Source organism: Halanaerobium congolense, assembly GCF_004366375.1.
Lineage (GTDB): Bacteria > Bacillota > Halanaerobiia > Halanaerobiales > Halanaerobiaceae > Halanaerobium > Halanaerobium congolense.
Genome location: NZ_SOEF01000017.1, coordinates 19,750 through 44,419 on the forward strand (window position 1 = coordinate 19,750; position 24,670 = coordinate 44,419).

Consider the following 24,670-nt stretch of genomic DNA (forward strand, 5'->3'; position numbering starts at 1 on the left):
GCCTACTCAATAATTTCAGTTACAACTCCGGCTCCTACTGTGTGACCACCTTCGCGGATTGCAAAACGCAGTCCTTCTTCCATAGCTATTGGAGTAATTAGTTCTCCTGTCATCTCAATGTTATCTCCAGGCATTACCATATCTACTCCTTCTGGTAAACTAATGTCTCCAGTTACGTCTGTTGTACGGAAATAAAACTGGGGTCTGTATCCATCAAAGAATGGTGTGTGTCTTCCACCCTCATCTTTACTTAGTACATATACTTCTGCGTTAAACTTTGTGTGTGGTGTAATACTTCCCGGCTTTGCCAGTACCTGACCTCTTTCGATGTCTTCTCTCTTTACACCTCTTAATAAGGCTCCAATGTTATCTCCTGCTTGCGCTTCATCTAACATCTTACGGAACATCTCTACTCCTGTTACTACTGTTGTTGTTGTATCTTTGATTCCTACTATTTCTACCTCATCTGATGGATGCAGCACTCCTCTATCAATTCTTCCTGTGGCTACTGTTCCACGTCCTGTGATTGAGAATACATCCTCTACAGGCATTAAGAATGGTTTGTCTGTGTCTCTTTCTGGCTCTGGAATATAGCTGTCTACTGCATCCATAAGCTCTATAATCTTCTTACCCCATTCTCCTTCTGGATCTCCGTTTTCAGCTGCCTTTAAAGCAGATCCTACTATTACAGGAATATCGTCTCCTGGAAAATCATATTCGTTTAAGAGTTCTCTTACTTCCATCTCTACAAGCTCGATTAACTCTTCATCGTCTACCATATCTGCTTTGTTTAAGAATACTACGATTGATGGTACACCAACCTGACGAGCTAAAAGGATATGCTCTCTTGTCTGGGGCATTGGTCCATCTGCTGCAGATACTACTAAAATCGCTCCATCCATCTGTGCTGCCCCTGTAATCATGTTCTTTACATAGTCAGCGTGTCCTGGGCAGTCTACGTGAGCATAGTGTCTTGCTTCTGTTTCGTACTCTACGTGAGATGTCGCAATTGTGATTCCTCTTTCTTTTTCTTCTGGAGCATTATCAATTGAATCAAATGCTCTTACTTCTGCTCCACCATAATTTGCTAACACATTTGTGATTGCTGCTGTTAGTGTTGTTTTTCCATGGTCAACATGTCCTATTGTTCCTATGTTAACATGTGGTTTTGTTCTTTCAAATTTTGCTTTTGCCATTTTTTATTCCTCCTTAAAATTTTATCTATTCTCCAATAATTTCTTTAGCAATACTTTTTGGTGCCTGTTCATAGTGTGAGAACTGCATTGTGTATGTTGCTCTACCCTGTGTTTTAGAACGAAGATCAGTAGAGTAACCAAACATCTCAGAAAGAGGTACATGGGCGCTAACTACCTGAGCATTACCTCTAGGTTCCATACCTTCAACTTTTCCGCGGCGTCCATTAAGGTCACCCATTACATCTCCCATATATTCTTCGGGAGTTACAACTTCAACACTCATCACAGGTTCTAAGATTGCAGGTGCAGCTTTTTTAGCTCCTTCTCTGAAACCCATTGAACCAGCTATTTTAAATGCCATTTCAGATGAGTCAACATCATGGTAACTACCATCATTAAGTGTTACCTTAACATCAACAACTGGATAACCAGCAATAATTCCGTTTTCCATAGCTTCTCTGATTCCATCTTCTACAGAAGGAATGTATTCACGCGGGATTGATCCACCAGTAATTTTATCTTCAAATTCAAAACCTTCGCCTGCATCCTGTGGCTCAATGTCCATTACAACATGTCCATACTGTCCACGACCACCAGACTGTCGGATAAATTTACCTTCAACACCAGTAACTTTCTTAGTTATTGTTTCTCTATATGCTACCTTAGGTTTACCAATATTAGCATCAACTTTGAATTCTCTTAAGAGGCGGTCAACAATAACTTCCAGGTGTAATTCTCCCATACCTTCAATAATTGTTTGTCCTGTTTCTTCATCAGTATGAACTCTAAAAGTCGGATCCTCTTCAGCTAATCTTTGTAGAGCTTCACCAAGTTTATCTTGGTCAGCTTTACTCTTAGGCTCAATTGCAACACCAATAACTGGCTCAGGGAATTCCATTGCTTCTAAAATAATTGGGTTTTCCTGATCACAGATTGTATCACCTGTACTGGTATTTTTAAGACCAACTAAAGCACCAAGATCACCAGCAAAGATTTCATCTCTTTCTTCACGACGGTTAGCGTGCATCTGTAAGATACGGCCAACTCTTTCGCGAATATCTGCTGTTGCATTATAGACATAAGAACCTGCTGCCAAAGTTCCAGAATAAGATCTAAAGAAAGCTAACTTCCCAACATAAGGATCAGACATAATTTTAAATGCCAGACCGGCGAAAGGAGCGTCATCATCTGCTTCTCTAACTTCAGTTTCTTCTGTTTCTGGATTAAAACCTTCAATTGGTGGTACATCAATTGGAGAAGGTAAATAATCCAAAACTGCATCCAGTAACATCTGCACACCTTTATTTTTAAAGGCAGATCCACATAATACTGGAATTACATTCACATTAAGTACTGCTTGACGAAGTAAATCTTTAATATCATCAGTACTTACTTCACCTTCTAAATATTTCATCATAAATTCGTCATCTTCTTCAGCCAGAACTTCCATTAAAATTTCTCTGTACTCTTCTGCCTGATCTTTCATATCTTCTGGTATTTCAATTCTATCAAAATCAACACCAAGTTCATCTTCATAAACAATAGCATCCATTTCTACCAAATCAACAACACCATCAAAGCTATCTTCACTTCCAATCGGAAGCTGAATCGGAACTGCATTAGCTCCAAGTCTATCTTTCATCATATCTACAGCTCTGAAAAAATCGGCTCCTGTTCTATCCATTTTGTTAACAAATGCAATTCTAGGAACTCCATATTTATCAGCCTGTCTCCATACAGTTTCAGATTGTGGTTCAACACCACCAACAGAACAGAATAAAGCAATTGCCCCGTCTAAAACTCTTAGGGATCTTTCTACCTCAACTGTAAAGTCCACGTGTCCGGGCGTATCTATAATGTTAATTCGATTTTCACGCCACTGACAGGTAGTAGCAGCAGAAGTGATTGTAATTCCTCTTTCCTGTTCCTGCTCCATCCAATCCATAACAGATGCCCCATCATGAGTTTCACCCATTTTATGAACTCGACCTGTATAGTATAAAATTCTTTCTGTTGTAGTCGTCTTACCTGCATCAATATGTGCCATAATACCAATGTTACGTGTTTTTTCTAGTGGAAATTGTCGGGCCACTATTCTCCCCCCTTATATAAAAATTATATACATCATCACGCAACTAAATTACCATCTATAATGTGCAAAAGCTCTATTGGCTTCAGCCATACGATGGACTTCTTCTTTCTTTCTAACTGCGCCGCCAGTATTGTTATATGCGTCCGTAATTTCTCCAGCAATTCTTTCTCTCATTGTTCTTTCATTACGAGCTCTAGCTGCTGTTACTAACCAGCGTAAGGCTAAAGTTCTTTTTCTATCTTCATCTACTTCTACCGGTACCTGATAGTTTGAACCACCAACACGTCTTGATTTAACTTCAAGAGCTGGTTTTATGTTCTCAATTGCTTCACTTACAACTGTTAAAGCATCTTCCCCAGTTTTTTCGGAGATGATATCAAGAGCACTGTAAAATGCTTTTTCAGCCAGTCCTTTTTTGCCGTCTAACATTAATTTATTAATAATTCTGCTGACAACAACATTATCATATACCGGATCTGGTACTACATCTCTTTTTTCTGCTCTATTTTTGCGCACTAAAATTCCTCCTTTTACTTAGGTTTTTTTACACCATATTTGGAACGTCCCTGTTTTCTGTCCTCTACACCAGCTGTATCGAGTGCTCCTCTAACAATATGATATCTAACACCTGGTAAATCCTTAACTCTTCCACCTCTTACTAACACAACAGAGTGTTCCTGTAAATTATGTCCAATTCCTGGAATATAGGCTGTTACCTCTTTTCCATTAGTTAAACGTACACGAGCTACTTTTCTTAAAGCTGAGTTAGGCTTTTTAGGAGTAGCAGTATATACTCTAGTACAGACACCCCTTTTCTGTGGAGAACCCTCCAAAGCAGGAGCGGAAGTCTTCTTTTTAGTCTTTTCTCGTCCTTTACGAACCAACTGACTAATTGTCGGCATGCAATCCCACCTCCTTCCAGTTATTTCAATAGAACTGCAGAAGCTGCAGAAACATCTATTCCACAAATTCTGCCCAATTCATTTTTGCTTTCTACAATCTCAAAAGGAATATTATTATCATTAACAGCCTTGAGTATTTCTTTTTTTAAAGGCTGATCAATATCTTTAGCTAAAAATATCTTTTTTACTTGATTGTTTGCTATAGCTTTTAAAGTCTGCTTGCTGCCTACAAGTAGTTCAGCACTGCATTTATTGCTTAGCATATTAACTTTACCTCCAAATCAAACTTTGCTGAGCACACTTAAGTATTTTAACAGTTTTAGACTATCATGTCAAGAGAAATTTAAAAAGAGTTTTCCCGACTTGTGTTTTAAAGACTGAACATAATTTAGAAATAACTTTAAGTCCGAAATTATGTCAATCAACAGTGGGAAAACTCTTTAGATTTATATTATATTTATAATGCTATTTAACTAAAAATCGATTATTCAACTTCAGTTAAATCTTCAGTTAAGTCACCAAATTTAGTTCCATCTTCTTTTACAACATCAATATCTCTATAATATTTCATTCCGGTACCTGCAGGAATCAATTGACCAATAATTACATTTTCTTTTAAACCTAATAATGGATCAATTTTTCCATCTAGTGATGCTTCAGTCAGTACTCTAGTAGTTTCCTGGAATGAAGCTGCAGACAAGAATGAATCTGTAGCAAGCGAAGCTTTAGTTATTCCAAGGAGTTCAGGTTTAGCAACAGCTGTTTCGTTATTATTATCAGCTGCTTCTTTATTTGCCTGACGATAATCATATCTATTAACCAAACTTCCTGGGAGTAAATCAGTATCTCCAGGTTTAATGATTTTTAACTTCTTCATCATCTGGCGAACAATTACCTCAATATGCTTATCATTTATTTCAACACCCTGTGAACGGTAAACATTTTGCACTTCTTCTAAAAGATAATTTTGTACAGCTTTTTCTCCCTTAACTTTCAGCAATACGTTTGGATCAAGTGGACCTTCTGTCAGTTTATCACCTGATTTAACATAATCATTATCTTTGACTATCATTTTAGACCCATAAGGAATCTTGTATGTTTTCTTTTTACCGTCTTCATTTTCAACTACAACTCGTTTGGAGTTTTTCTTTTCGACAATTGTTACATAACCTTCTCTTTCAGTCATAATTGCCTGCCCTTTAGGAGTTCTTCCTTCAAAAAGCTCTTCAACTCTAGGAAGACCCTGGGTGATATCATCTCCTGCAACACCACCGGTGTGGAAGGTACGCATTGTCAGCTGGGTACCAGGCTCACCAATAGACTGTGCTGCAACGATACCAATTGATTCTCCAATATCTACCAGCTTTCCTGTTGCCAGGTTGCGTCCATAACATTTACGGCAAACTCCATGTTGTGCTTCACAGGTTAAGTTAGATCTAATTTTAACTTTATCTATACCAGCTGTTTCAATTTTGCTCATTTTTTTTCTGTCAATTAGAGTGTTATTTTCAACAATAACTTCTCCGCTTTCAGGATCAAGAATTTCTTCAGCTGTAAATCTACCAATACATCTTTCAGATAAAGGTTCTACAGCATTTTTACCCTTAGGACCAATAGCTTCAACTTCAATTCCCCTGTCAGTACCACAGTCGTTTTCTCGTACAATAACATCCTGTGATACATCAACCAAACGTCTGGTCAAATAACCAGAGTCGGCAGTTCTCAGAGCAGTATCAGCCAGACCTTTACGAGCACCATGAGTAGATAAGAAATATTCTAATACGTCTAAACCTTCACGGAAACTGGAACGGATTGGAACATCAATAATTCTACCTGATGGGTCTGCCATTAAACCACGCATACCAGCAAGCTGTGAAATCTGAGATGTATTACCACGAGCACCGGAGATAGCCATAATATAAATATTATTGCTTTCATCAAGGTTTTCTAATAGTGCATCAGTTACATCATCTTTTGCCTGATTCCAAATATCTACCACCTTATGATATCTTTCATCTTCAGTTATAGCACCACGGCGGTAATGGTTTTCGATCTGATGAACTTCATCTTCGGCTTTCGAAACAATAGCAGGTTTAGAAGGTGGAATTTCCGCATCACTTACAGCTATGGAAATACCAGATCTTGTAGCAAAGTCATATCCCATCTCTTTGATTTTATCAAGAGTAGCAGCTGTTTTATCATTACCAACTTCTTCATATAAATCAGTAATTAAATCTCCTAAATCACTCTTGCCAAATCTCTTGTTAATAAACTCCAGCTCTTCCGGTAGAGACTCATTAAAGATAACTCGACCAATTGAAGTTTCAATTATTTCTCCATCTAACCTTACTTTAACAGGTGCCTGCAGATGTACTCGATCTGTATCATAGGCTTTAATTGCTTCATCAGCATTAGCAAATATTTTACCAGCACCTTTGCGATCTTCTTTAATAGTAGTTAAATAGAAGATTCCTAAAACCATATCCTGTGTTGGTACAGTAATTGGACCACCATCTGATGGGTTTAAAATATTTGTAGTTGCCAACATTAATAAACGAGATTCAGCCTGTGCTTCTACAGATAAAGGTAAATGTACAGCCATCTGGTCCCCATCAAAGTCAGCGTTATAGGCTGGGCATACTAACGGATGTAATTTAATAGCTTTACCCTCTACCAGCACTGGCTCAAAAGCCTGAATACCAAGCCTATGCAGTGTCGGTGCACGGTTTAGAAGTACTGGATGATCTTTAATAGCTTCTTCTAAAATACCCCAAACTGCCTCATCTACATCTTCAACCATTCTTTTTGCATTTTTAATGTTGTGAGCATGTCCGTCTTCAACCAGACCTCTCATCACAAATGGTTTAAACAACTCTAAAGCCATTTTCTTAGGTAGGCCGCATTGATGCATCTTAAGATCTGGACCAACAACAATAACTGAACGACCTGAGTAATCAACACGCTTACCAAGTAAGTTTTGGCGGAAACGACCCTGTTTACCTTTAAGCATATCACTTAAGGATTTCAGTGGTCTATTACCCGCACCAGTAACCGGCCTACCACGACGTCCATTGTCAATTAATGCATCTACAGATTCCTGCAGCATCCGTTTTTCATTGCGAATAATGATTTCTGGGGCTCCAAGATCAAGCAGTCTTTTTAATCTATTATTACGGTTAATAACTCTTCTATATAAATCATTTAAATCAGAAGTAGCAAAGCGTCCACCATCAAGCTGAACCATTGGTCTTAAATCAGGTGGAATAACTGGAATTGCATTCATAACTAGATTAGCAGGGTTTAAACCTGAATCTAAAAGTCCATCCATAACTTCCAGACGGCGAACAGCTCTTTTGCGGCGCTGCCCACTCGCTTCCTTAACTTCTTTCTTTAGCTCTTCGACCTCATCTTTTACATTAATTCTTCCCAGTAGTTCCTGAACAGCCTCTGCTCCCATGGCAGCTTTAAAGGTATTGCCATACTTGTTTTTGGCTTCCCTGTATTCACTTTCTGCAAGCAGCTGCTTTTCACTTAATGGAGTGTCCCCAGGATCAGTTACTAAATAATGTACAAAATAGATAACTTTTTCTAATGCTCTTGGTGACATGTCCATTATCAAACCCAGTCGACTGGGGATACCTTTGAAATACCAAATGTGTGTGCATGGTGCAGCCAATTCTATGTGCCCCATTCTTTCTCTTCTGACTTTGGATCTAGTTACCTCTACTCCACAGCGGTCACACACAACACCTTTATAACGGACCCGCTTATACTTTCCACAGTGACATTCATAATCCTTGGTCGGACCGAAAATTTTCTCACAGAATAAACCATCTTTTTCAGGTTTTAAAGTTCTGTAGTTAATTGTTTCCGGTTTTTTAACCTCTCCCCGGGACCATTCACGTATCTGCTCTGCAGAAGCAACTCCGATCCTCATTGAATCGAAATTATTCACATTTAACAAGGGTCTCTCCCCTTTCTATATTGTAATTATTCGTCTTTATCATCATTATCACGACTTAATTTTAAGTCTGTATCTAAACCAAGTTTTTGTGCTGTTTCCATCATTTCATCCTCATTCTCAGCAACCTGCAGTTCCTCTTCATCTGAAGTAAAGATTCGAGCATCAAGTCCAAGACTCTGCATCTCTTTGATTAATACTTTAAATGATTCTGGAATGCCGGGATCAGGAACATTTTCTCCCTTAACAATTGCTTCATAAGCTTTAACTCTTCCCACAACATCATCAGATTTAATTGTCAACATCTCCTGTAGGGTGTAAGCAGCACCATATGCTTCAAGTGCCCAAACTTCCATCTCACCAAAACGCTGACCACCAAACTGAGCTTTACCTCCCAGCGGCTGTTGTGTAACAAGAGAATAAGGTCCTGTTGAACGAGCATGTAATTTATCATCAACTAAGTGATGGAGCTTTAGAATATACATAACTCCAACCGTTACTCTTTCTTCAAATCTTTTACCGGTTCTACCATCATATAAAACAGTTTTACCATCTCTCGCTAAACCTGCTTCTTCAAGAATATTTTCCACTTCTTCCTCAGTAGCACCGTTGAAGACTGGGGTTTCAGTATAAATTCCCAGAGCTCTAGCAGCCATACCAAGATGAGTTTCCAGTACCTGTCCAATGTTCATCCGAGAAGGTACACCAAGTGGATTAAGTACAACTTCTACTGGCTCACCATTTGGTAAGAAAGGCATATCTTCTTCAGGTAAAATTCTTGAAATAACACCTTTATTACCGTGACGACCAGCAAGTTTATCTCCTACAGATATTTTTCTCTTAGTTGCAACATAAACTCTTACCAGACGATTAACCCCTGGTTTTAAGTCATCTCCCTGTTCACGAGAAAAAACTTTAACATCTACAACTATACCCTCTTCTCCATGAGGTACTTTTAAAGAAGTGTCTCTAACTTCTCGAGCTTTTTCACCAAAAATAGCTCTTAATAATCTTTCTTCTGCTGATAATTCAGTTTCTCCCTTAGGAGTTACTTTACCGACTAAGATATCTCCTTCTGAAACTTCTGCTCCAACCCGAATAATCCCTCGTTCATCCAGATTTTTGAGTGAACTTTCTCCAACATTAGGTATATCCCGAGTTATTTCTTCAGGACCAAGCTTTGTATCTCTAGCCTCTGCTTCGTGCTCTTCTATATGAATTGTAGTAAATGCATCTTCTTTAACCAGATTCTCACTAATTAAAATAGCATCCTCATAGTTATACCCTTCCCAGGGCATAAATGCAATTAATGAATTTCTTCCAAGTGCCATTTCTCCCTTTTCGGTTGAAGGGCCGTCAGCAATTATATCTCCTGCTTTAATTTGATCACCTTTGGCTACAATTGGCTTTTGATTCATACAGCTGCCCTGATTAGATCTTTTATATTTCATTAATTGATAACTATCAATTAAACCTTCATCATTTTTAACCATTATTTTGTTAGAAGTTACGCTAACAACTTCTCCATCTTTTTCTGCTACAATAACTGCACCTGAATCTTTAGCAGCTTTGTATTCCATACCTGTTGCAACCATTGGAGCATCAGTTATCATCAGTGGAACTGCCTGACGCTGCATATTAGCACCCATTAAAGCCCGGTTTGCATCATCATTTTCTAAGAAAGGTATCATTGCTGCAGAGACACCAACCATTTGCTTGGTAGAAACATCCATGTAATCTAAATCTTCCGGATGCACCTCTAAAATGTCTCCTCTTTTACGAGCGATAACAAATTCTTTAGTAAAGTTTCCATCTTCATCAATTTCTGCATTTGCCTGTGCAATTATATGTTTATCTTCTTCATCAGCAGTTAGATAGTCAATTTCATCAGTAACTCTAGAATCAACTACTCTACGATAAGGAGTCATTAAAAACCCAAATTCATTAGTCTTAGCATAAGTTCCCATTGTACCAATCAGACCAATGTTAGGCCCCTCTGGTGTTTCAATAGGACAGATCCGACCATAGTGAGAATGGTGAACATCACGTACATCAAAACCAGCTCTTTCTCTACTCAGACCACCTGGTCCAAGAGCAGATAATCTTCTTTTATGGGTTAGCTCTGACATCGGATTAGTCTGATCCATAAACTGAGAAAGCTGTGAACTACCAAAAAATTCTTGGATAGAAGCTACAACAGGTCTAGTGTTAATTAAAGCCTGAGGAGTAACTACATCTACATCTTGAATAGTCATTCTTTCTCTCACAACTCTTTCCATTCTGGAAAGTCCAATTCTAAACTGATTCTGAAGTAACTCACCGACGGTTTTTAAACGGCGGTTACCCAAGTGATCAATATCATCAATATATGCTTCCGGATCATTATAAATTAGTTTTATCATATATTTTACAGTTGCTGCAATATCATCTATATGCAGATATTTACGATCTTTATCTACATCTACTTCTAATTTTTTATTTAATTTATAGCGCCCAACAGCTGCCATATCATATCTTTTATGATCAAAAAATAACGAGTCTAAAAGATTGGTAGCGCTTTCTACTGTAGGTGGCTCTCCCGGACGAAGGCGCTTATATAATTCAATTAAAGCTTCTTCTTTAGATTCAGTACTGTCTCTCTCTAAAGTATCATGCAGTACTTCTGAATCACCAAATTCATCTGTAATTTCTGCATCTGTACCAAAACCAAGTGCACGCAACAAAACAGTTGATGGAAGTTTTCTTGTTCTATCAACTCTTACAGAAATTATTCGTTTTTTATCATATTCAAATTCTATCCAAGCTCCGCGATTAGGTATAATACTACCTGTTATCAAACGGCGCCCGTCTTTTGTTCTTTCATCACTAAAATAAACACCAGATGATCTAACCAGCTGATTAACCACTACTCTTTCAGCACCATTAATAATAAATGTTGCTTTATCAGTCATAAGTGGAAAATCACCCATAAATACTTCCTGTTCCTTGACTTCACCAGTTTCTTTGTTGATCAGTCGAACCTTAACCTGCAAAGAAGCTGAATAAGTATCATCTCTATCCCGACACTCTTCTACTGTATATTCGGGATCCTCTAAATAATAATCTACAAATTCGAGTACCAGATTTTCAGAAAAATCTTCAATTGGTGAGATTTCATCAAAAACCTCGCGCAACCCTTCTTCTAAAAACCACTGATAAGAGTTTAATTGTGTATAAATCAGATCTGGCAAGTCCATCGCGTCATCAATTTTACTAAAAGTATATCTTTCCCTTGCCGTTGACATCATTGCACCCCCAGGAAATTCTAATAATTAGCTGAAACTATCCCATAATAATCATTTACTTATTTACCTTATAGACATCTAATAATGATAGCACAGGAAAAATCTCTTGTCAAGAGATTTTAAGATGAAATTCTCCCATTTGCAATCTTTTTTCATTAGTCATTAACTTCATAATTGATATAATCCTTTATATGTATAAATAATAAATTTTTAAATAAAAATTTATATAAATAATGAAGATGATGTATAAATGTATATAAAAGAAAGAATCTCATAATACAGTATGAAAAAATAGCCCCACTGTATAAAAATTACACAGTAGGACTATTATCATAATTGCTAATAAAACTGGATTACTTAAGCTCTACAGTTGCTCCAGCTTCTTCTAACTTTTCTTTCATTTCTTCTGCGTCTTCTTTGCTTAATCCTTCTTTTACATTACCAGGAGCTTCATCAACAACAGCCTTAGCTTCTTTTAGACCTAAACCTGTTAGTTCACGAACTGCTTTAATAACTTTAATTTTCTTGCCGCCAACCTCAGCTAAGAAAACATCAAATTCAGATTTTTCTTCTTCAGCCGCTCCACCAGCTGCTGCTGCTCCAGCTACTGCTACAGGTGCTGCTGCACTTACACCAAACTTATCCTCTAACTCTTCCACCAACTCGGATAATTCTAAAACACTCATTTCTTCAATTGCACTAATAATTTCTTCTTTATTCATTATAATAATCCTCCTTAATTTTTTTAAGCTTTCTCTTCTTTAATTTGATTTAATACTTGTACTAAGCCGCGGATATTACCCTGCAGTACGTTAACCAATCCAGTAAGGGGTGCTTTCATACTTGCAAAAGCCTTTGCCAGCAGTTCTTCTCTGGATGGAATTTCTGCTAGAGATTCCACTTTTTCTTTACTTATAATTTCACCATTTAAAAAACCAGCTTTAATTTCTAAAACTTCATGCTCTTTAGCATACTCAACTAAAATTTTCGCAGGAGATACAGCATCTTCTTCACCAAAAGCGATAGCTGTTGGACCTGAGAAAAATTCTGTCATTTCTTCCATTTCAACATCGTTAGCCGCAATAGTAGCCAGAGTATTTTTTACAACTTTAAATTCTACCCCTGCTTCTCGCAGTTTACTTCTTAATTCGGTTATTTCGGCAACATTCAAACCCAGATAATCTGTAATTACAAGTGATTTCGCAGTGCCAAATTTATCAGTAAGTTCTTTAACAACTGCTTCTTTTTCTGGTCTTGCCACATTTTCACCCCCCTTAAAATATGAGCTTAACATTTCATCTTTATAACTTTATAAATTGAAAAAACCTCCTGTAGACAGCCAGGAGGTATAAATGCAAAAATAATATTTGCAGAAAGTTGCCCTCGGCAGGAAATTTAAGCATCATGCCCCTGCTGTCTTCGGAAAGGTTATTTTCTTGTCTCAATAAATATAACATAAAAATCTTAACAGGTCAAACTTTTTTTATCTACCAATGAAAGACATTGTAGCTGCTGAATCAACTTTCACTCCAGGACCCATTGTTGGTGAGATAGCTAAAGATCTAAAAAATTTACCCTTAGCTGCTGCAGGACGTTCTTTTGCAAGAGTATCCATGATTTTGTGATAGTTATTCAAAAGTTCTTCTTCTGTAAAAGAAGACTTACCAATTGGTAAGTGAACAATACCTGTTTTATCAACGCGATATTCTAATTTACCGGCTTTAAATTCGGCAACTGCTTTTTCTAATTCAAAAGTAACAGTACCCGCTTTAGGATTAGGCATTAATCCCTTTGGCCCTAAAACTCTACCTAAGCGGCCAACTACACTCATCATATCAGGTGTAGCAATAGCTAAATCAAAATCTAACCAGCCACCTTCAATTTTTTCTGCAAGTTCTTCGCCACCTACAAAATCTGCTCCAGCTTCTTCAGCCTCTTTGGCTTTTTCACCTTTTGCAAATACAATTAAAGTTATTTCTTGACCTGTACCTTCCGGTAATACAACAGTTCCTCTAATATTCTGATCAGCATGTTTAGGATCTACTCCCAATCTTGCTGACAATTCAATTGTTTCATCAAAGTTTGCAGTTGCAAGTTCTTTAACTAATCCAAAAGCTTCTTTGGGCTCATATAATTTTTCGCGATCAAATTTTTCTAATGTTTCTGCATAACGTTTACTTTTTGCCATTATTATTCCTCCTTTGTGGTATTAGCGGAATTTTCCTCCCACTGAATTACGTCGTCTATAATTACAAATTGATTTTAATTTTTATTTAGAGTTAAATATTAAATTCACTCTACCAAAATGCCCATACTTCTTGCAGTACCTTCAATCATGCTCATTGCAGCTTCTAAACTACCTGCATTTAAATCCTGCATTTTAGTTTCTGCAATCTTTTGTACAGCATCTTTGCTTACTGTAGCAACCTTATTAACATTTGGTTCTCCAGAAGCAGTGTCAATTCCTGCAGCCTGCTTTAATAACACAGCAGCTGGTGGAGTTTTAGTAATAAAATCAAAAGAACGATCCTGATATACTGTGATTTCTACAGGAATTAAAGTTCCCTGATTTTCTTTAGTTTTTGCGTTAAAAGATTTACAGAATTCCATAATATTAACACCATGCTGTCCAAGTGCTGGACCTACAGGTGGTGCAGGGTTAGCCTGTCCACCAGGAATCTGTAATTTAATAACTGTCATAACCTGTTTAGCCATTTAAAACACCCCTTTCTTCAAAATAGTTATCTATTTAAAAATCTTTACTAATGTTTATCAAATTGATCAAATTCCAATTCAACTGGAGTTTCTCTTCCAAACATAGAGACAAGAATTTTAGCTTTGCCCTGTTCTGGATGAATTTCTTTAATAACCCCATCAAAATCTTCAAATGGTCCATCTTTTACGGTAACTTGATCTCCGACTTCAAAATCAACAGAAACTTTTTTAGCTTTTTCCCCCATACTGCTTAAAATAGCATCAACTTCTGCTTTTTCTACAGGAAGTGGTTTAGTCCCACCGCTAACAAAGCCAATTACACCCGGTGTGTTTTTGACAACATACCAAGATTTATCATTCATATCCATCTGTAGTAAGATATATCCAGGAAAAATTCTTTTTTTAACTACTTCATCTTTTCCTTTTTTCTTCTCTATTTTTTCTTCAGTTGGAACTAAAATTCTAAAAATACTATCTTCCATACCTGTACTGGCTATTCTTTTCTCAAGATTTGCCTTAACTTTTCTTTCATGTCCCGAATATGTGTGAACAACATACCAGGGTATATCTTCTCTCACATTTTCTAGTTCTTCATTAAACTTGCTTTTTTCACTCATATTAAAGGATCCTCTAGAGAATCCTCACCTCCTCAATTACGAAATTAATGGAGTAATTATATTAGCCAGCGTTAGATCTATTAAACCAATAAATGTTATCAAAGCAATTACAGTTACAATTACAACTAATGTATTTGAAGTAATTTCTTCTTTATTTGGCCAGTTAACTTTTTTTAATTCAGATTTTACTGATTTAAAAAATTTAGCTATTTTGCCAAAAAACCCTAGTTTTTTTGCCATCTTAAATCACTTCCTCAGCTAAAGTATTAATGGTTCTACTTTGTTTCACGATGGAGGGTATGCTCCTTGCAAAACTTACAATATTTTTTCAATTCTAGTCTATCACGAGTATTCTTTTTATTTTTTTTGGTAGAATAATTGCGGTTTTTGCACTCTGTACACTCTAATGTAATGATTTCTCTCACCGTAAATCCACCTCCTCAATCAAACAGCTACTGCTTGAAAATCTTATATTTGTAAATTTTATTAATATCTTTTTAAATTCAGAAATATTTTTCTGATTCTTAACCTTAATTAATTTACCATACTTAAAGACTAATGTCAATATTTTTTAGAAAAAAAGCATGTGCAGCTTGGATCTGCACATGCCTATGGAATTAAATTTAAGTTTTAATAACTTATAATATTAAGCAGCATCTACTCAATAATTTCAGTTACAACTCCGGCTCCTACTGTGTGACCACCTTCGCGGATTGCAAAACGCAGTCCTTCTTCCATAGCTATTGGAGTAATTAGTTCTCCTGTCATCTCAATGTTATCTCCAGGCATTACCATATCTACTCCTTCTGGTAAACTAATGTCTCCAGTTACGTCTGTTGTACGGAAATAAAACTGGGGTCTGTATCCATCAAAGAATGGTGTGTGTCTTCCACCCTCATCTTTACTTAGTACATATACTTCTGCGTTAAACTTTGTGTGTGGTGTAATACTTCCCGGCTTTGCCAGTACCTGACCTCTTTCGATGTCTTCTCTCTTTACACCTCTTAATAAGGCTCCAATGTTATCTCCTGCTTGCGCTTCATCTAACATCTTACGGAACATCTCTACTCCTGTTACTACTGTTGTTGTTGTATCTTTGATTCCTACTATTTCTACCTCATCTGATGGATGCAGCACTCCTCTATCAATTCTTCCTGTGGCTACTGTTCCACGTCCTGTGATTGAGAATACATCCTCTACAGGCATTAAGAATGGTTTGTCTGTGTCTCTTTCTGGCTCTGGAATATAGCTGTCTACTGCATCCATAAGCTCTATAATCTTCTTACCCCATTCTCCTTCTGGATCTCCGTTTTCAGCTGCCTTTAAAGCAGATCCTACTATTACAGGAATATCGTCTCCTGGAAAATCATATTCGTTTAAGAGTTCTCTTACTTCCATCTCTACAAGCTCGATTAACTCTTCATCGTCTACCATATCTGCTTTGTTTAAGAATACTACGATTGATGGTACACCAACCTGACGAGCTAAAAGGATATGCTCTCTTGTCTGGGGCATTGGTCCATCTGCTGCAGATACTACTAAAATCGCTCCATCCATCTGTGCTGCCCCTGTAATCATGTTCTTTACATAGTCAGCGTGTCCTGGGCAGTCTACGTGAGCATAGTGTCTTGCTTCTGTTTCGTACTCTACGTGAGATGTCGCAATTGTGATTCCTCTTTCTTTTTCTTCTGGAGCATTATCAATTGAATCAAATGCTCTTACTTCTGCTCCACCATAATTTGCTAACACATTTGTGATTGCTGCTGTTAGTGTTGTTTTTCCATGGTCAACATGTCCTATTGTTCCTATGTTAACATGTGGTTTTGTTCTTTCAAATTTTGCTTTTGCCATTTTCTTTTCTTCCCCCTTAAAAATTTAACTTATTTTATGTAGCCATCAGGATAAAATATCCACAAAAAAGGCCTGGCGGCTGCAGGCCGAAATACTGCCCGTAGTGACAGTTATATTTATTTAAATCAAAAGCATTTAGAAAAATTTAAATTTATATATTATGTTTTTCCAAAAACACTTCTAATTTTCTTTTTACTCTTTGTAATGCATTATCAACAGATTTAACATGTTTATTCAATGCTTCAGCAATCTTTTGATAAGATTTACCATCTAAATATTCCTGCAGCACATCAAATTCTAAATCACTCAACATAGAAGAAATTTCAGATTCAATTAAATCATATGTTTCGTTGCTGATAAATAACGCTTCTGGATTTGATAATTTTCCACCTTTCAAAATATCTAAAAGTGTTCGATCAGATTCTTCATCATAGATCGGCTTATTTAAAGAAATATATGTATTTAAAGGCTGGTGTTTCTGGCGGGTAGCTGCTTTAATTGCAGTAATGATTTGTCGAGTAATACATAATTCAGCAAAAGCCCTAAAAGAAGCCAATCTCTCAATCTTATAATCCCGTACTGCTTTATAAAGACCAATCATACCTTCCTGAACAATATCTTCGCGATCAGCTCCGACTAAAAAATAGGAGCGTGATTTAGCAAGCACAAAGTTTTTATAACGTTTAATCAGAGTTTCTTGAGCTTCCATATCACCCTGATGTACTAGTTCAACTAGTTCATCATCGGACATCTGTTTATACTCTTCAAAACTGATGTCACCAAAATCAAGTTCACGAGCATTCATCTTCAACCAGAATCCCCTCCCTTATCCATTACATTACTATTATACTTGCTAAAAAAACTTTCGTCAAGAATTATCTTATCCGCGCTGACGGAAAATTTCGTAAATAATAACTGCTGCAGCTACAGAAGCATTTAAGGATCCTAACTCACCCTTCATTGGAATTTTAATAAGGAAGTCGCAATTTTCTCTAACTAGTCTTCTAAGACCGCTGCCTTCACTACCTATTACAAGCCCAAGTGATCCACTTAAGTCAGCTTCAAAATGGGTTTTTTCTGCTGCTGCATCAGCCCCGGCAATCCAAAAATTAGCTTCTTTTAAATCTTTGACTGCATAATTAATATTAGAAACTTTAACTAAGGGAATATGTTCAGCAGCACCAGCTGCAGTTTTTAAAACAACGGGAGTAATACCAACTGCTCTTCTGTCCTGATAAATAACAGCATCAGCACCAGCTGCATAAGCAGTTCTAATTATTGCTCCAAAATTATGTGGATCTTTAATTTCATCTAAAATAATAACTAAAGAATCCTCATTTTTATTATTTTTAATTTCTATAATATCAGCTAAACTATATTCCTTTAGAGGATCAGCTTCTGCTATAACACCTTGATGTGCATGAGATTTAGCACTTTCATCTAGTTTTTGGGAGGAAATTCTACTAACCGGAACATTTTTCTCAGCAGCCAATTCTAAAATATTATCGATAACATCCGCTGAAATTTTTTCCTGAATAAAAATTCGATGTATTCTTCTAGTACCTCTCAAAGCTTCATAAACTGGATTTCTTCCTTCAATCTTTGGCATTTAATTATCATTCCTTTTTTTATTGAATCAATTTCGTCCACAGGACATTTCCCCTTCTGGACAGCGGCCTTTTGCTTCACAGAAAGCTCCAGTTTTTTAGAATGAAACTGAATCTTTTTTTACATAACGCTGTGAGCGCTAACTGTAGAAACACCAACCCAATGACGTACAAGTTGATAATTGGCAGCACGGCTGCATATTATATGAAAATAAAAATATGTATGTTCTAAAGTTGTATAATTTTGCTTTAAGCCTAACTTCCACCCTTGTTTTCCTCTATGTTATTGATCTCCCACTCGGTACCATGTGGAGTATCAATTACATCTATGCCTATTTCCTGTAGTCGATCTCTAATTAAGTCTGCTTCTTCCCAATTCTTATTTTCTCTAGCTTTTTCTCGAAGATCTAACAATAAACTAATTAACGGATCAGCCAGAGTATTTTTAACTTCAGAAGCTGCTTCTAATTCAAATTTCAAGCCTAAAATTTCTGCTAATTCCAAGAAAATTTCTTCTGTTTCTTCCAGAATAGCAAAATTCTTTTCGTTTAAAGTAAAATCTTTTTGATTAATATAGCTGTTAATCACGCCGACTAAATCATGCAAAACACCTATTGCTTCAGCTGTATTAAAGTCGTCACTTAAAGCATCAACAAAACTGTTTTTCTTTAAAATTACCTCTTCAAAAAATTCATTGTTTTCTTCAGCTGCAGCAGCTATATCAAAATTTAATACTTTATCTAACTGATGCCTGGTGTTTTTAATTCTTTCAAGTGAAATTTTAGCTTCTTCTAGTTTTTCATAAGAAAAATCGATAGGACTTCTATAGTGTCTGCTTAATAAGAAATATCTAACTTCCTGTCCAGAAAATTCTTTCAGCACCTCACGACTTGTAAAAAAATTGCCCTGAGATTTTGACATTTTTTCACCACTCAAGTTTACAGTACCATTATGCAGCCAGTAATTAACAAACTTTTTACCGCTATATGCTTCTGACTGAGCTATTTCATTTTCATGATGAGGGAAAATTAAATCTACTCCTCCTCCATGAATATCAAAAGTTGCACCGAGACGTTTCATTGACATGGCAGAACATTCTATATGCCACCCAGGCCACCCTTCGCCCCAAGGGCTATCCCAACCTTCTCCAGCTTCAACCTTTTTCCAAAGACCAAAATCTAAGGGATTTCTTTTCTCCTCGTTAACAGCTATTCTTGCACCAGCCTGCATTTCATCCAGACTACGGCCTGAAAGTTTTCCGTAATCTTCAAAACTTTCTACACTGAAATAAACATTTCCATTAACTTCATAAGCATAATCTTTTTCAATCAAAGTTGTAACCATTTCAATGATTTCATCAACATTCTCACTTACTCGAAGATACTTATCCGCTGGTTTAATGTTAAATTCTCTAATATCTTCTAAAAATGCATTTGCATATTTGTCAGCTAATTCCTCTGGAGTTAGTTCCTCTTCGACCGCTCTTTTCACAATCTTTTCGTTGATATCTGTAAAATTAGAAATATAATCAACTTCATAGCCTAAGTATTCAAGGAAACGTCTAATCACATCATAATTAATCGCACTTCTGATGTGCCCGATGTGAGAATAGTTTTGAACTGTTAACCCACAAACATACATCTTCACCTTTCCTGCTTCTATTGTTTCAAATTTTTCTTTTTCCCCTGTTAAAGTATTATATACTTTTAGCATCTTTTCACTCCTTTCTTGAATAGGTAATTTATTTCAAATTAAAAAAATAATTGATTTATATTTTCAAAAAGAGCCTTCTCCCTCAGAGAAGACTCTTGCATTTTATCTGTTTTAATAATTAGCGGCCAGTTCTAGAGCTGAATCCAACCTTTTGGCAATTTCTTCTGCCCCAAAAATCGAAATTACACTTGTCATTTCTGGACCAGAACCTTTCCCTGTTATTGCTAATCTAGTTGGATGATAAATTGTTCGACCACCTACATCAAGTTCATTTTTTAATTCTTTAAAAATTTGTCCAACTGCTTCTGCAGTAAGTTCATCTTGGGCAAAAATTTTCTCTTTTAGAGTTTCAAATACTAATTTGACATCTGCACCTTTAAATTCCTCAGCCGCTGCAGCTGGGTCATCAAATTTAATTTCTGTTAAGAACAGTTCTGCTTCGCCTGGAATCTGAGATAGATAATCAACACCTGTTCTAGCTTCATCAATTACTTTAGTTAACCATTCTTTATTATTTTTTACATAGTCATCATCGACTAAACCAGAATCCAATAAAAATGGCATCGATAGTTCTACTATTCTATTTAGTTCTGCAGCTCTAATATATTTCCCATTCATCCAATTTAGTTTTTCACGGTCAAAAACGGCTCCACTTTTATTAACATCTTCTATAGCAAAACGATCTATGATTTCTGACTGAGATAATATTTCTTCTTCATCTCCGGTTGACCAACCTAAAAGAGCCATGAAATTAAATAATGCTTCTGGCAAATAACCCTGTTCTCTAAATTCACCAATATAAACAGAATCCTTACCTCGCTTTTTAAGTTTTGCTTTATTTTCATCTAAAATCAATGGGAGATGCGCAAATTTCGGTAAATCAAAGCCTAAAGCTTCATAAATCAAAATTTGCTTTGGTGTGTTCGATAAATGATCTTCTCCTCTAATTACGTGTGAGATTTTCATTAATGCATCATCAATTACAACCGCAAAATTATAAGTTGGCATTCCATCAGATTTAAAGATTATAAAATCATCTAGTACAGAAGAGCTAAAGCTGACATTGCCTCTAATTAAATCTTCAACAATAATTTCTTTTTCTGCTTTCGGCAGTCTAAAACGAAGGACTGGCTCTCTTCCTTCCGCCTCATAAGCTGCTCTTTCTTCTTCACTTAAATTACGGCAGGAACCATCATAACGAGGCATTTCATCATTATCAATAGCCTTTTTTCTCATTTCATCAAGTTCTTCTTTGGTACAATAACATTTATATGCATGACCTAATTCTAATAATTTATCCGCATATTCTTGATAAAGATCAATTCTTTCAGTCTGACGGTAAGGTCCATAATCTCCACCAATACCTACACCTTCATCAGCATCAAGACCCAACCACTCCATTTCTTGAATGATAATATTTTCAAACTCTTTAGTTGATCTTGCTTGATCTGTATCTTCAATTCTTAATACTAACTCCCCATCTTTTTGCTTTGCAACCAACCAGTTAAATAAGGCTGTCCGCATATTCCCTATATGAATTTTTCCAGTTGGACTTGGGGGGAAACGTAATCTTATATTATTACTCATAACCTTATAATTCCTCCTAATGATATTAAATTTCTTATATTACACTAGTACCCACAGTTAATTGTTCTGGTCCATCTACCAAAGCATGTCCAAATTTACCAAATATAGCTACAGAAATATGTCCATCACCCCGAACAACTGCTATCTTAAAGCCTCCACCTAGACCCGGATTTACTAAATCCAGCTGACTATAAGCATCTTTAACTGCATTCGATACAGCCATTTTTTCACGAGAATTTTCATTGATAACACCTCTGGCAATAGCAGCAACTGTGGTGCTCTCACGTAATTTAATTGGAAGCTTTTCAGCACTTGCACCAGTTTGAGTAATTGCACCACGATAGCCATAACCTTCAATTTTTTTTAACCAATACTCTTCATAATCTCTACTTCTTGTCATGGAAAGATAGATAGCTGAACTTTCTGGTGTTATAGTCTTTTTTTCCATTTCCATTTCTTCTTCTTCATCTTTTAAATAACCATAAACTATGTCTTCTGAAGTAACTACTCCAACCAAATCATCTTTATAATTATAAACAGGCAGACCTCCAATATGATTTTCAGATAATTTCTTTGCAGCCTGCTGCACAGTGCTATTTTCATTGATAATTATTAAATCAGCTGACATAAATTCACTTACCGGAGCTTCTAGATTTCTTTCTGAAATAATATCTCCATCTGTCAGCATTCCGATTAATTTCTCGTTCTCTACAATTAACAACCTTCCAATTTTATTGATTGAAAGCATTTTTTCAGCTTCAAAAATTGTTGCATTAGGACCAATAGTTATTGGATCAGGTGTCATAATATCTTTTACTAGCATCATCGAATACTCCCTTCCATTTTCAATGTCTCAAAAAACTGCCATAACCTACTCTCCAAAACACTCACAACAGCATAAGCTGCCATCCCTTCTCCACGGCCAGTAAAACCCATTTTTTCATTTGTTGTTGCTTTAAAATTAATACTATTTTTTTCAATTTTTAAATTATCTGCAATTGAATTAACAATTTGATTACGATAAGGTTTTAATTTTGGCTTTTCAGCCACAATTACTAAATCACAGTTATTAATAATATACTTTTTTTCCTTTACTTCTTTTCTAACTTCATCTAACAATTTCAAACTGCTGATGTCCTTATATTGAGGTTCATCATCAGGAAAATGAGTCCCGATATCACCACTTCCTATAGCTCCTAGAAGAGCATCAATTAATGCGTGTAGTAAAACATCTGCATCTGAATGACCTTTTAGACCTAAATCAGATTCAATTTCTACCCCACCTAAAAAAAGTGGTCTACTTTTCGTAAAACGATGACTATCATAAGCAAAACCTACTTTAAACATTATATTCTCTCCTTCAAAATCATTTCTGCTGGTTTTAGATCTTCAGGAGTAGTTATTTTAAAATTATTATAGTCACCACTAACAATATAAACCCTTTCTCCTAATTTTTCAACTAACGAAGCATCATCTAAAGCTTTATCTTTTTTATACACTTGATGTGCCCTTTTAATCAAATCTAATTTAAATGCTTGTGGAGTCTGAATAGCTCTTAAAGAATCACGATCAAGAGTTTCTTTTGAAAAAGAATCTTTAACTATTTTTATTGTGTCCTTAACTCTAACTCCACAGCTTGCTGCATCATGCTCTCTAGCGGCTTGATAACAACTTTCAATTAGGTCATTACTCACCAGCGGTCTAGCACCATCATGTATTATAACATACTTAACTTCTTCACTAAAGTTTTTTAAACCATTATAAACTGATTCTTGACGGCTATTGCCTCCAGCAATTAGATTAAATCTATTTTCAGAACAGGAAAATAATGGTTTTAGTTTATCTTCAAAATATTTGAATTCACTAGGAGATAAAACAATATTAATTTCAAAATCATTTCTCCAATCTAAAAAACTTTTAATAGTATAATACAAAATTGGTTTCCCAAGCAAATTCAAAAATTGTTTATTTATATTTTTCTCCATTCTACTACCCCTGCCTGCAGCAGGTATTAAAACACCTATTTCAGACATTAAAATCATCCTTTAATTACTTTTAGGTCTAGCAAATATCATTCGCCCAGCAGCAGTCTGCAAGATACTTGTTACAAGGACAGAAATATCATCTCCTAAATATTTAATTCCTTCCTCGATAACAATCATAGTCCCATCATCAAGGTAAGCAACACCCTGCCCATTTTCCTTACCCTCTTTAATTACTTTAACATCCATTTCTTCACCTGGAAGTACAACCGGTTTAACAGCATTGGCAAGTTCATTAATATTTAAAACATTAACACCCTGCAGTTCAGCAACTTTATTCAAATTGTAATCATTAGTTAAAACTTTAGCTGAACTCAACTGGGCCAGCTTTACAAGTTTACTATCAACTTCTGAAATTTCCTCAAAATCATGATCAATTATTTCTACCTGTATTTCAGAATCATTTTGCATTTGTCTTAAAATATCGAGGCCTCGACGACCGCGATTTCTTTTTAAATCATCCGCTGAATCTGCAATATGCTGTAATTCTTCTAAAACAAATTCAGGAATAATAAAATTACCTTCTATAAATCCGGTTTTGCAGATATCAAAAATACGCCCGTCGATAATAACACTGGTATCTAAAATCTTATCACTACCAGTTTTATCTTGAGGACATTCCTCTGTATTTTTTTTTCTAGAAAATAAAAAAGACTCTATATCCTTTGCTTTGTGAACAGCAAGAGCAAATCCCATATAAATAAAAGTGATATTAACAAAAATTTGTAGGGGCATTCCAATTCGAGGTATTTTAGGAATAGAAAATATGAAATTTATAATAGCACCAGTTATTAAACCAATTATCAGACCAGTTATTGCTATCACGATTTTTTTCCAACTAAGTTCTTTAAACTTTAATTCAAACCCCATAATAAATTCCAAAAGTTTATTTAAAGCATAAAAAATAAGGAAATAACCTAATAATGCTCCTAATAATATAGCATAAAACTGGGTAGTCAAAAAGAATTTCCCAACATTTTGCCAGCTAAATGAATAATCACTTGCTAAGCCAAAAATATCAATTATATTATAGGCGATAACACCGCCAAAAACTCCAAAAATTAAACGCATTATTTTCTTCAGCATTATTCTCACCCCCTTCC

General features: G+C 35.9%; 23 protein-coding genes and 1 other annotated feature. All 23 genes read right to left on the bottom strand.

Annotated elements, in window-relative coordinates; all coding sequences use genetic code 11:
- Window positions 1-2: 2 nt before the first annotated feature.
- Entirely contained in the window at window positions 3-1,196 is a 1,194-nt protein-coding gene (gene tuf, locus C7954_RS07350) for an elongation factor Tu (protein ID WP_073159855.1), read from the bottom strand.
- A gap of 25 nt (window positions 1,197-1,221) precedes the next feature.
- Window positions 1,222-3,288, bottom strand: a complete 2,067-nt coding sequence (gene fusA, locus C7954_RS07355) for an elongation factor G (RefSeq protein ID WP_073160642.1) — start codon at window positions 3,286-3,288, stop codon at window positions 1,222-1,224.
- Window positions 3,289-3,336: 48 nt separating this feature from the next.
- Window positions 3,337-3,804: a 30S ribosomal protein S7 gene (rpsG, locus tag C7954_RS07360; protein WP_073160644.1), complete on the bottom strand. Its 468-nt coding sequence runs from the start codon at window positions 3,802-3,804 to the stop codon at window positions 3,337-3,339.
- A gap of 14 nt (window positions 3,805-3,818) precedes the next feature.
- Entirely contained in the window at window positions 3,819-4,190 is a 372-nt protein-coding gene (gene rpsL, locus C7954_RS07365) for a 30S ribosomal protein S12 (protein WP_073160646.1), read from the bottom strand.
- A gap of 20 nt (window positions 4,191-4,210) precedes the next feature.
- Complete coding sequence (locus tag C7954_RS07370) at window positions 4,211-4,453, bottom strand: ribosomal L7Ae/L30e/S12e/Gadd45 family protein (protein ID WP_073160648.1); 243 nt, start codon at window positions 4,451-4,453, stop codon at window positions 4,211-4,213.
- Between the two features lie 221 nt (window positions 4,454-4,674).
- Entirely contained in the window at window positions 4,675-8,127 is a 3,453-nt protein-coding gene (gene rpoC / locus C7954_RS07375) for a DNA-directed RNA polymerase subunit beta' (protein ID WP_420841477.1), read from the bottom strand.
- 53 nt (window positions 8,128-8,180) lie between these two features.
- Window positions 8,181-11,435: a DNA-directed RNA polymerase subunit beta gene (gene rpoB / locus C7954_RS07380; protein ID WP_073160652.1), complete on the bottom strand. Its 3,255-nt coding sequence runs from the start codon at window positions 11,433-11,435 to the stop codon at window positions 8,181-8,183.
- 353 nt (window positions 11,436-11,788) lie between these two features.
- On the bottom strand, window positions 11,789-12,157 hold the full coding sequence (gene rplL / locus C7954_RS07385; RefSeq protein ID WP_073160654.1) for a 50S ribosomal protein L7/L12: 369 nt from the start codon (window positions 12,155-12,157) through the stop codon (window positions 11,789-11,791).
- Between the two features lie 23 nt (window positions 12,158-12,180).
- Window positions 12,181-12,696: a 50S ribosomal protein L10 gene (rplJ, locus tag C7954_RS07390; RefSeq protein ID WP_073160665.1), complete on the bottom strand. Its 516-nt coding sequence runs from the start codon at window positions 12,694-12,696 to the stop codon at window positions 12,181-12,183.
- Between the two features lie 48 nt (window positions 12,697-12,744).
- Window positions 12,745-12,876, bottom strand: a sequence feature (ribosomal protein L10 leader region).
- A gap of 42 nt (window positions 12,877-12,918) precedes the next feature.
- A complete protein-coding gene (rplA, locus tag C7954_RS07395) occupies window positions 12,919-13,623 on the bottom strand; it encodes a 50S ribosomal protein L1 (RefSeq protein ID WP_073160656.1) in 705 nt (234 codons plus the stop codon).
- Between the two features lie 104 nt (window positions 13,624-13,727).
- Window positions 13,728-14,150, bottom strand: a complete 423-nt coding sequence (gene rplK / locus C7954_RS07400; protein ID WP_073160658.1) for a 50S ribosomal protein L11 — start codon at window positions 14,148-14,150, stop codon at window positions 13,728-13,730.
- 47 nt (window positions 14,151-14,197) lie between these two features.
- Window positions 14,198-14,767, bottom strand: coding sequence for a transcription termination/antitermination protein NusG (gene nusG, locus C7954_RS07405; RefSeq protein ID WP_073160660.1), 570 nt, complete (start codon window positions 14,765-14,767; stop codon window positions 14,198-14,200).
- A gap of 36 nt (window positions 14,768-14,803) precedes the next feature.
- Complete coding sequence (secE, locus tag C7954_RS07410; protein ID WP_073160663.1) at window positions 14,804-15,007, bottom strand: preprotein translocase subunit SecE; 204 nt, start codon at window positions 15,005-15,007, stop codon at window positions 14,804-14,806.
- A 35-nt stretch (window positions 15,008-15,042) separates the two neighbouring features.
- Window positions 15,043-15,192, bottom strand: coding sequence for a 50S ribosomal protein L33 (rpmG, locus tag C7954_RS07415; RefSeq protein ID WP_014553844.1), 150 nt, complete (start codon window positions 15,190-15,192; stop codon window positions 15,043-15,045).
- A gap of 232 nt (window positions 15,193-15,424) precedes the next feature.
- Window positions 15,425-16,618: an elongation factor Tu gene (tuf, locus tag C7954_RS07420; RefSeq protein WP_073159855.1), complete on the bottom strand. Its 1,194-nt coding sequence runs from the start codon at window positions 16,616-16,618 to the stop codon at window positions 15,425-15,427.
- 151 nt (window positions 16,619-16,769) lie between these two features.
- Window positions 16,770-17,429 (bottom strand): RNA polymerase sporulation sigma factor SigH, encoded by a 660-nt coding sequence (gene sigH / locus C7954_RS07425; RefSeq protein WP_073159858.1) that lies wholly within the window; start codon window positions 17,427-17,429, stop codon window positions 16,770-16,772.
- Between the two features lie 69 nt (window positions 17,430-17,498).
- Window positions 17,499-18,227 (bottom strand): 23S rRNA (guanosine(2251)-2'-O)-methyltransferase RlmB, encoded by a 729-nt coding sequence (rlmB, locus tag C7954_RS07430; protein ID WP_089655125.1) that lies wholly within the window; start codon window positions 18,225-18,227, stop codon window positions 17,499-17,501.
- A gap of 253 nt (window positions 18,228-18,480) precedes the next feature.
- Entirely contained in the window at window positions 18,481-19,938 is a 1,458-nt protein-coding gene (gene cysS, locus C7954_RS07440) for a cysteine--tRNA ligase (RefSeq protein ID WP_073159862.1), read from the bottom strand.
- 111 nt (window positions 19,939-20,049) lie between these two features.
- Entirely contained in the window at window positions 20,050-21,525 is a 1,476-nt protein-coding gene (gene gltX / locus C7954_RS07445; protein WP_073159864.1) for a glutamate--tRNA ligase, read from the bottom strand.
- Between the two features lie 34 nt (window positions 21,526-21,559).
- Window positions 21,560-22,351 carry a HutP family protein gene (locus C7954_RS07450; RefSeq protein WP_089717557.1) on the bottom strand — a complete coding sequence of 264 codons (792 nt, stop codon included), beginning with the start codon at window positions 22,349-22,351 and terminating at the stop codon, window positions 21,560-21,562.
- A complete protein-coding gene (gene ispF / locus C7954_RS07455; RefSeq protein WP_073159868.1) occupies window positions 22,348-22,872 on the bottom strand; it encodes a 2-C-methyl-D-erythritol 2,4-cyclodiphosphate synthase in 525 nt (174 codons plus the stop codon). The genes C7954_RS07450 and ispF overlap by 4 nt, the downstream gene beginning before the upstream one ends.
- Entirely contained in the window at window positions 22,872-23,558 is a 687-nt protein-coding gene (gene ispD, locus C7954_RS07460; RefSeq protein WP_089719366.1) for a 2-C-methyl-D-erythritol 4-phosphate cytidylyltransferase, read from the bottom strand. Before ispD ends, ispF begins: the two co-directional genes overlap by 1 nt.
- Before the next feature lie 12 nt (window positions 23,559-23,570).
- Entirely contained in the window at window positions 23,571-24,653 is a 1,083-nt protein-coding gene (locus C7954_RS07465) for a PIN/TRAM domain-containing protein (protein WP_073159872.1), read from the bottom strand.
- Between the last annotated feature and the right edge of the window lie 17 nt (window positions 24,654-24,670).

What these genes read in the sequence shown, in the direction of transcription:
- tuf (WP_073159855.1), bottom strand. Translation starts at nt 1,196, where the DNA reads ATGGCAAAAGCAAAATTTGAAAGAACAAAACCACATGTTAACATAGGA.
- rpsL (WP_073160646.1), bottom strand. Translation starts at nt 4,190, where the DNA reads ATGCCGACAATTAGTCAGTTGGTTCGTAAAGGACGAGAAAAGACTAAA.
- C7954_RS07370 (WP_073160648.1), bottom strand. Translation starts at nt 4,453, where the DNA reads ATGCTAAGCAATAAATGCAGTGCTGAACTACTTGTAGGCAGCAAGCAG.
- rpoC (WP_420841477.1), bottom strand. Translation starts at nt 8,127, where the DNA reads ATGAGGATCGGAGTTGCTTCTGCAGAGCAGATACGTGAATGGTCCCGG.
- rpoB (WP_073160652.1), bottom strand. Translation starts at nt 11,435, where the DNA reads ATGTCAACGGCAAGGGAAAGATATACTTTTAGTAAAATTGATGACGCG.
- rplL (WP_073160654.1), bottom strand. Translation starts at nt 12,157, where the DNA reads ATGAATAAAGAAGAAATTATTAGTGCAATTGAAGAAATGAGTGTTTTA.
- rplA (WP_073160656.1), bottom strand. Translation starts at nt 13,623, where the DNA reads ATGGCAAAAAGTAAACGTTATGCAGAAACATTAGAAAAATTTGATCGC.
- rplK (WP_073160658.1), bottom strand. Translation starts at nt 14,150, where the DNA reads ATGGCTAAACAGGTTATGACAGTTATTAAATTACAGATTCCTGGTGGA.
- nusG (WP_073160660.1), bottom strand. Translation starts at nt 14,767, where the DNA reads ATGAGTGAAAAAAGCAAGTTTAATGAAGAACTAGAAAATGTGAGAGAA.
- secE (WP_073160663.1), bottom strand. Translation starts at nt 15,007, where the DNA reads ATGGCAAAAAAACTAGGGTTTTTTGGCAAAATAGCTAAATTTTTTAAA.
- tuf (WP_073159855.1), bottom strand. Translation starts at nt 16,618, where the DNA reads ATGGCAAAAGCAAAATTTGAAAGAACAAAACCACATGTTAACATAGGA.
- rlmB (WP_089655125.1), bottom strand. Translation starts at nt 18,227, where the DNA reads ATGCCAAAGATTGAAGGAAGAAATCCAGTTTATGAAGCTTTGAGAGGT.
- cysS (WP_073159862.1), bottom strand. Translation starts at nt 19,938, where the DNA reads ATGCTAAAAGTATATAATACTTTAACAGGGGAAAAAGAAAAATTTGAA.
- gltX (WP_073159864.1), bottom strand. Translation starts at nt 21,525, where the DNA reads ATGAGTAATAATATAAGATTACGTTTCCCCCCAAGTCCAACTGGAAAA.
- C7954_RS07450 (WP_089717557.1), bottom strand. Translation starts at nt 22,351, where the DNA reads ATGATGCTAGTAAAAGATATTATGACACCTGATCCAATAACTATTGGT.
- ispF (WP_073159868.1), bottom strand. Translation starts at nt 22,872, where the DNA reads ATGTTTAAAGTAGGTTTTGCTTATGATAGTCATCGTTTTACGAAAAGT.
- ispD (WP_089719366.1), bottom strand. Translation starts at nt 23,558, where the DNA reads ATGTCTGAAATAGGTGTTTTAATACCTGCTGCAGGCAGGGGTAGTAGA.
- C7954_RS07465 (WP_073159872.1), bottom strand. Translation starts at nt 24,653, where the DNA reads ATGCTGAAGAAAATAATGCGTTTAATTTTTGGAGTTTTTGGCGGTGTT.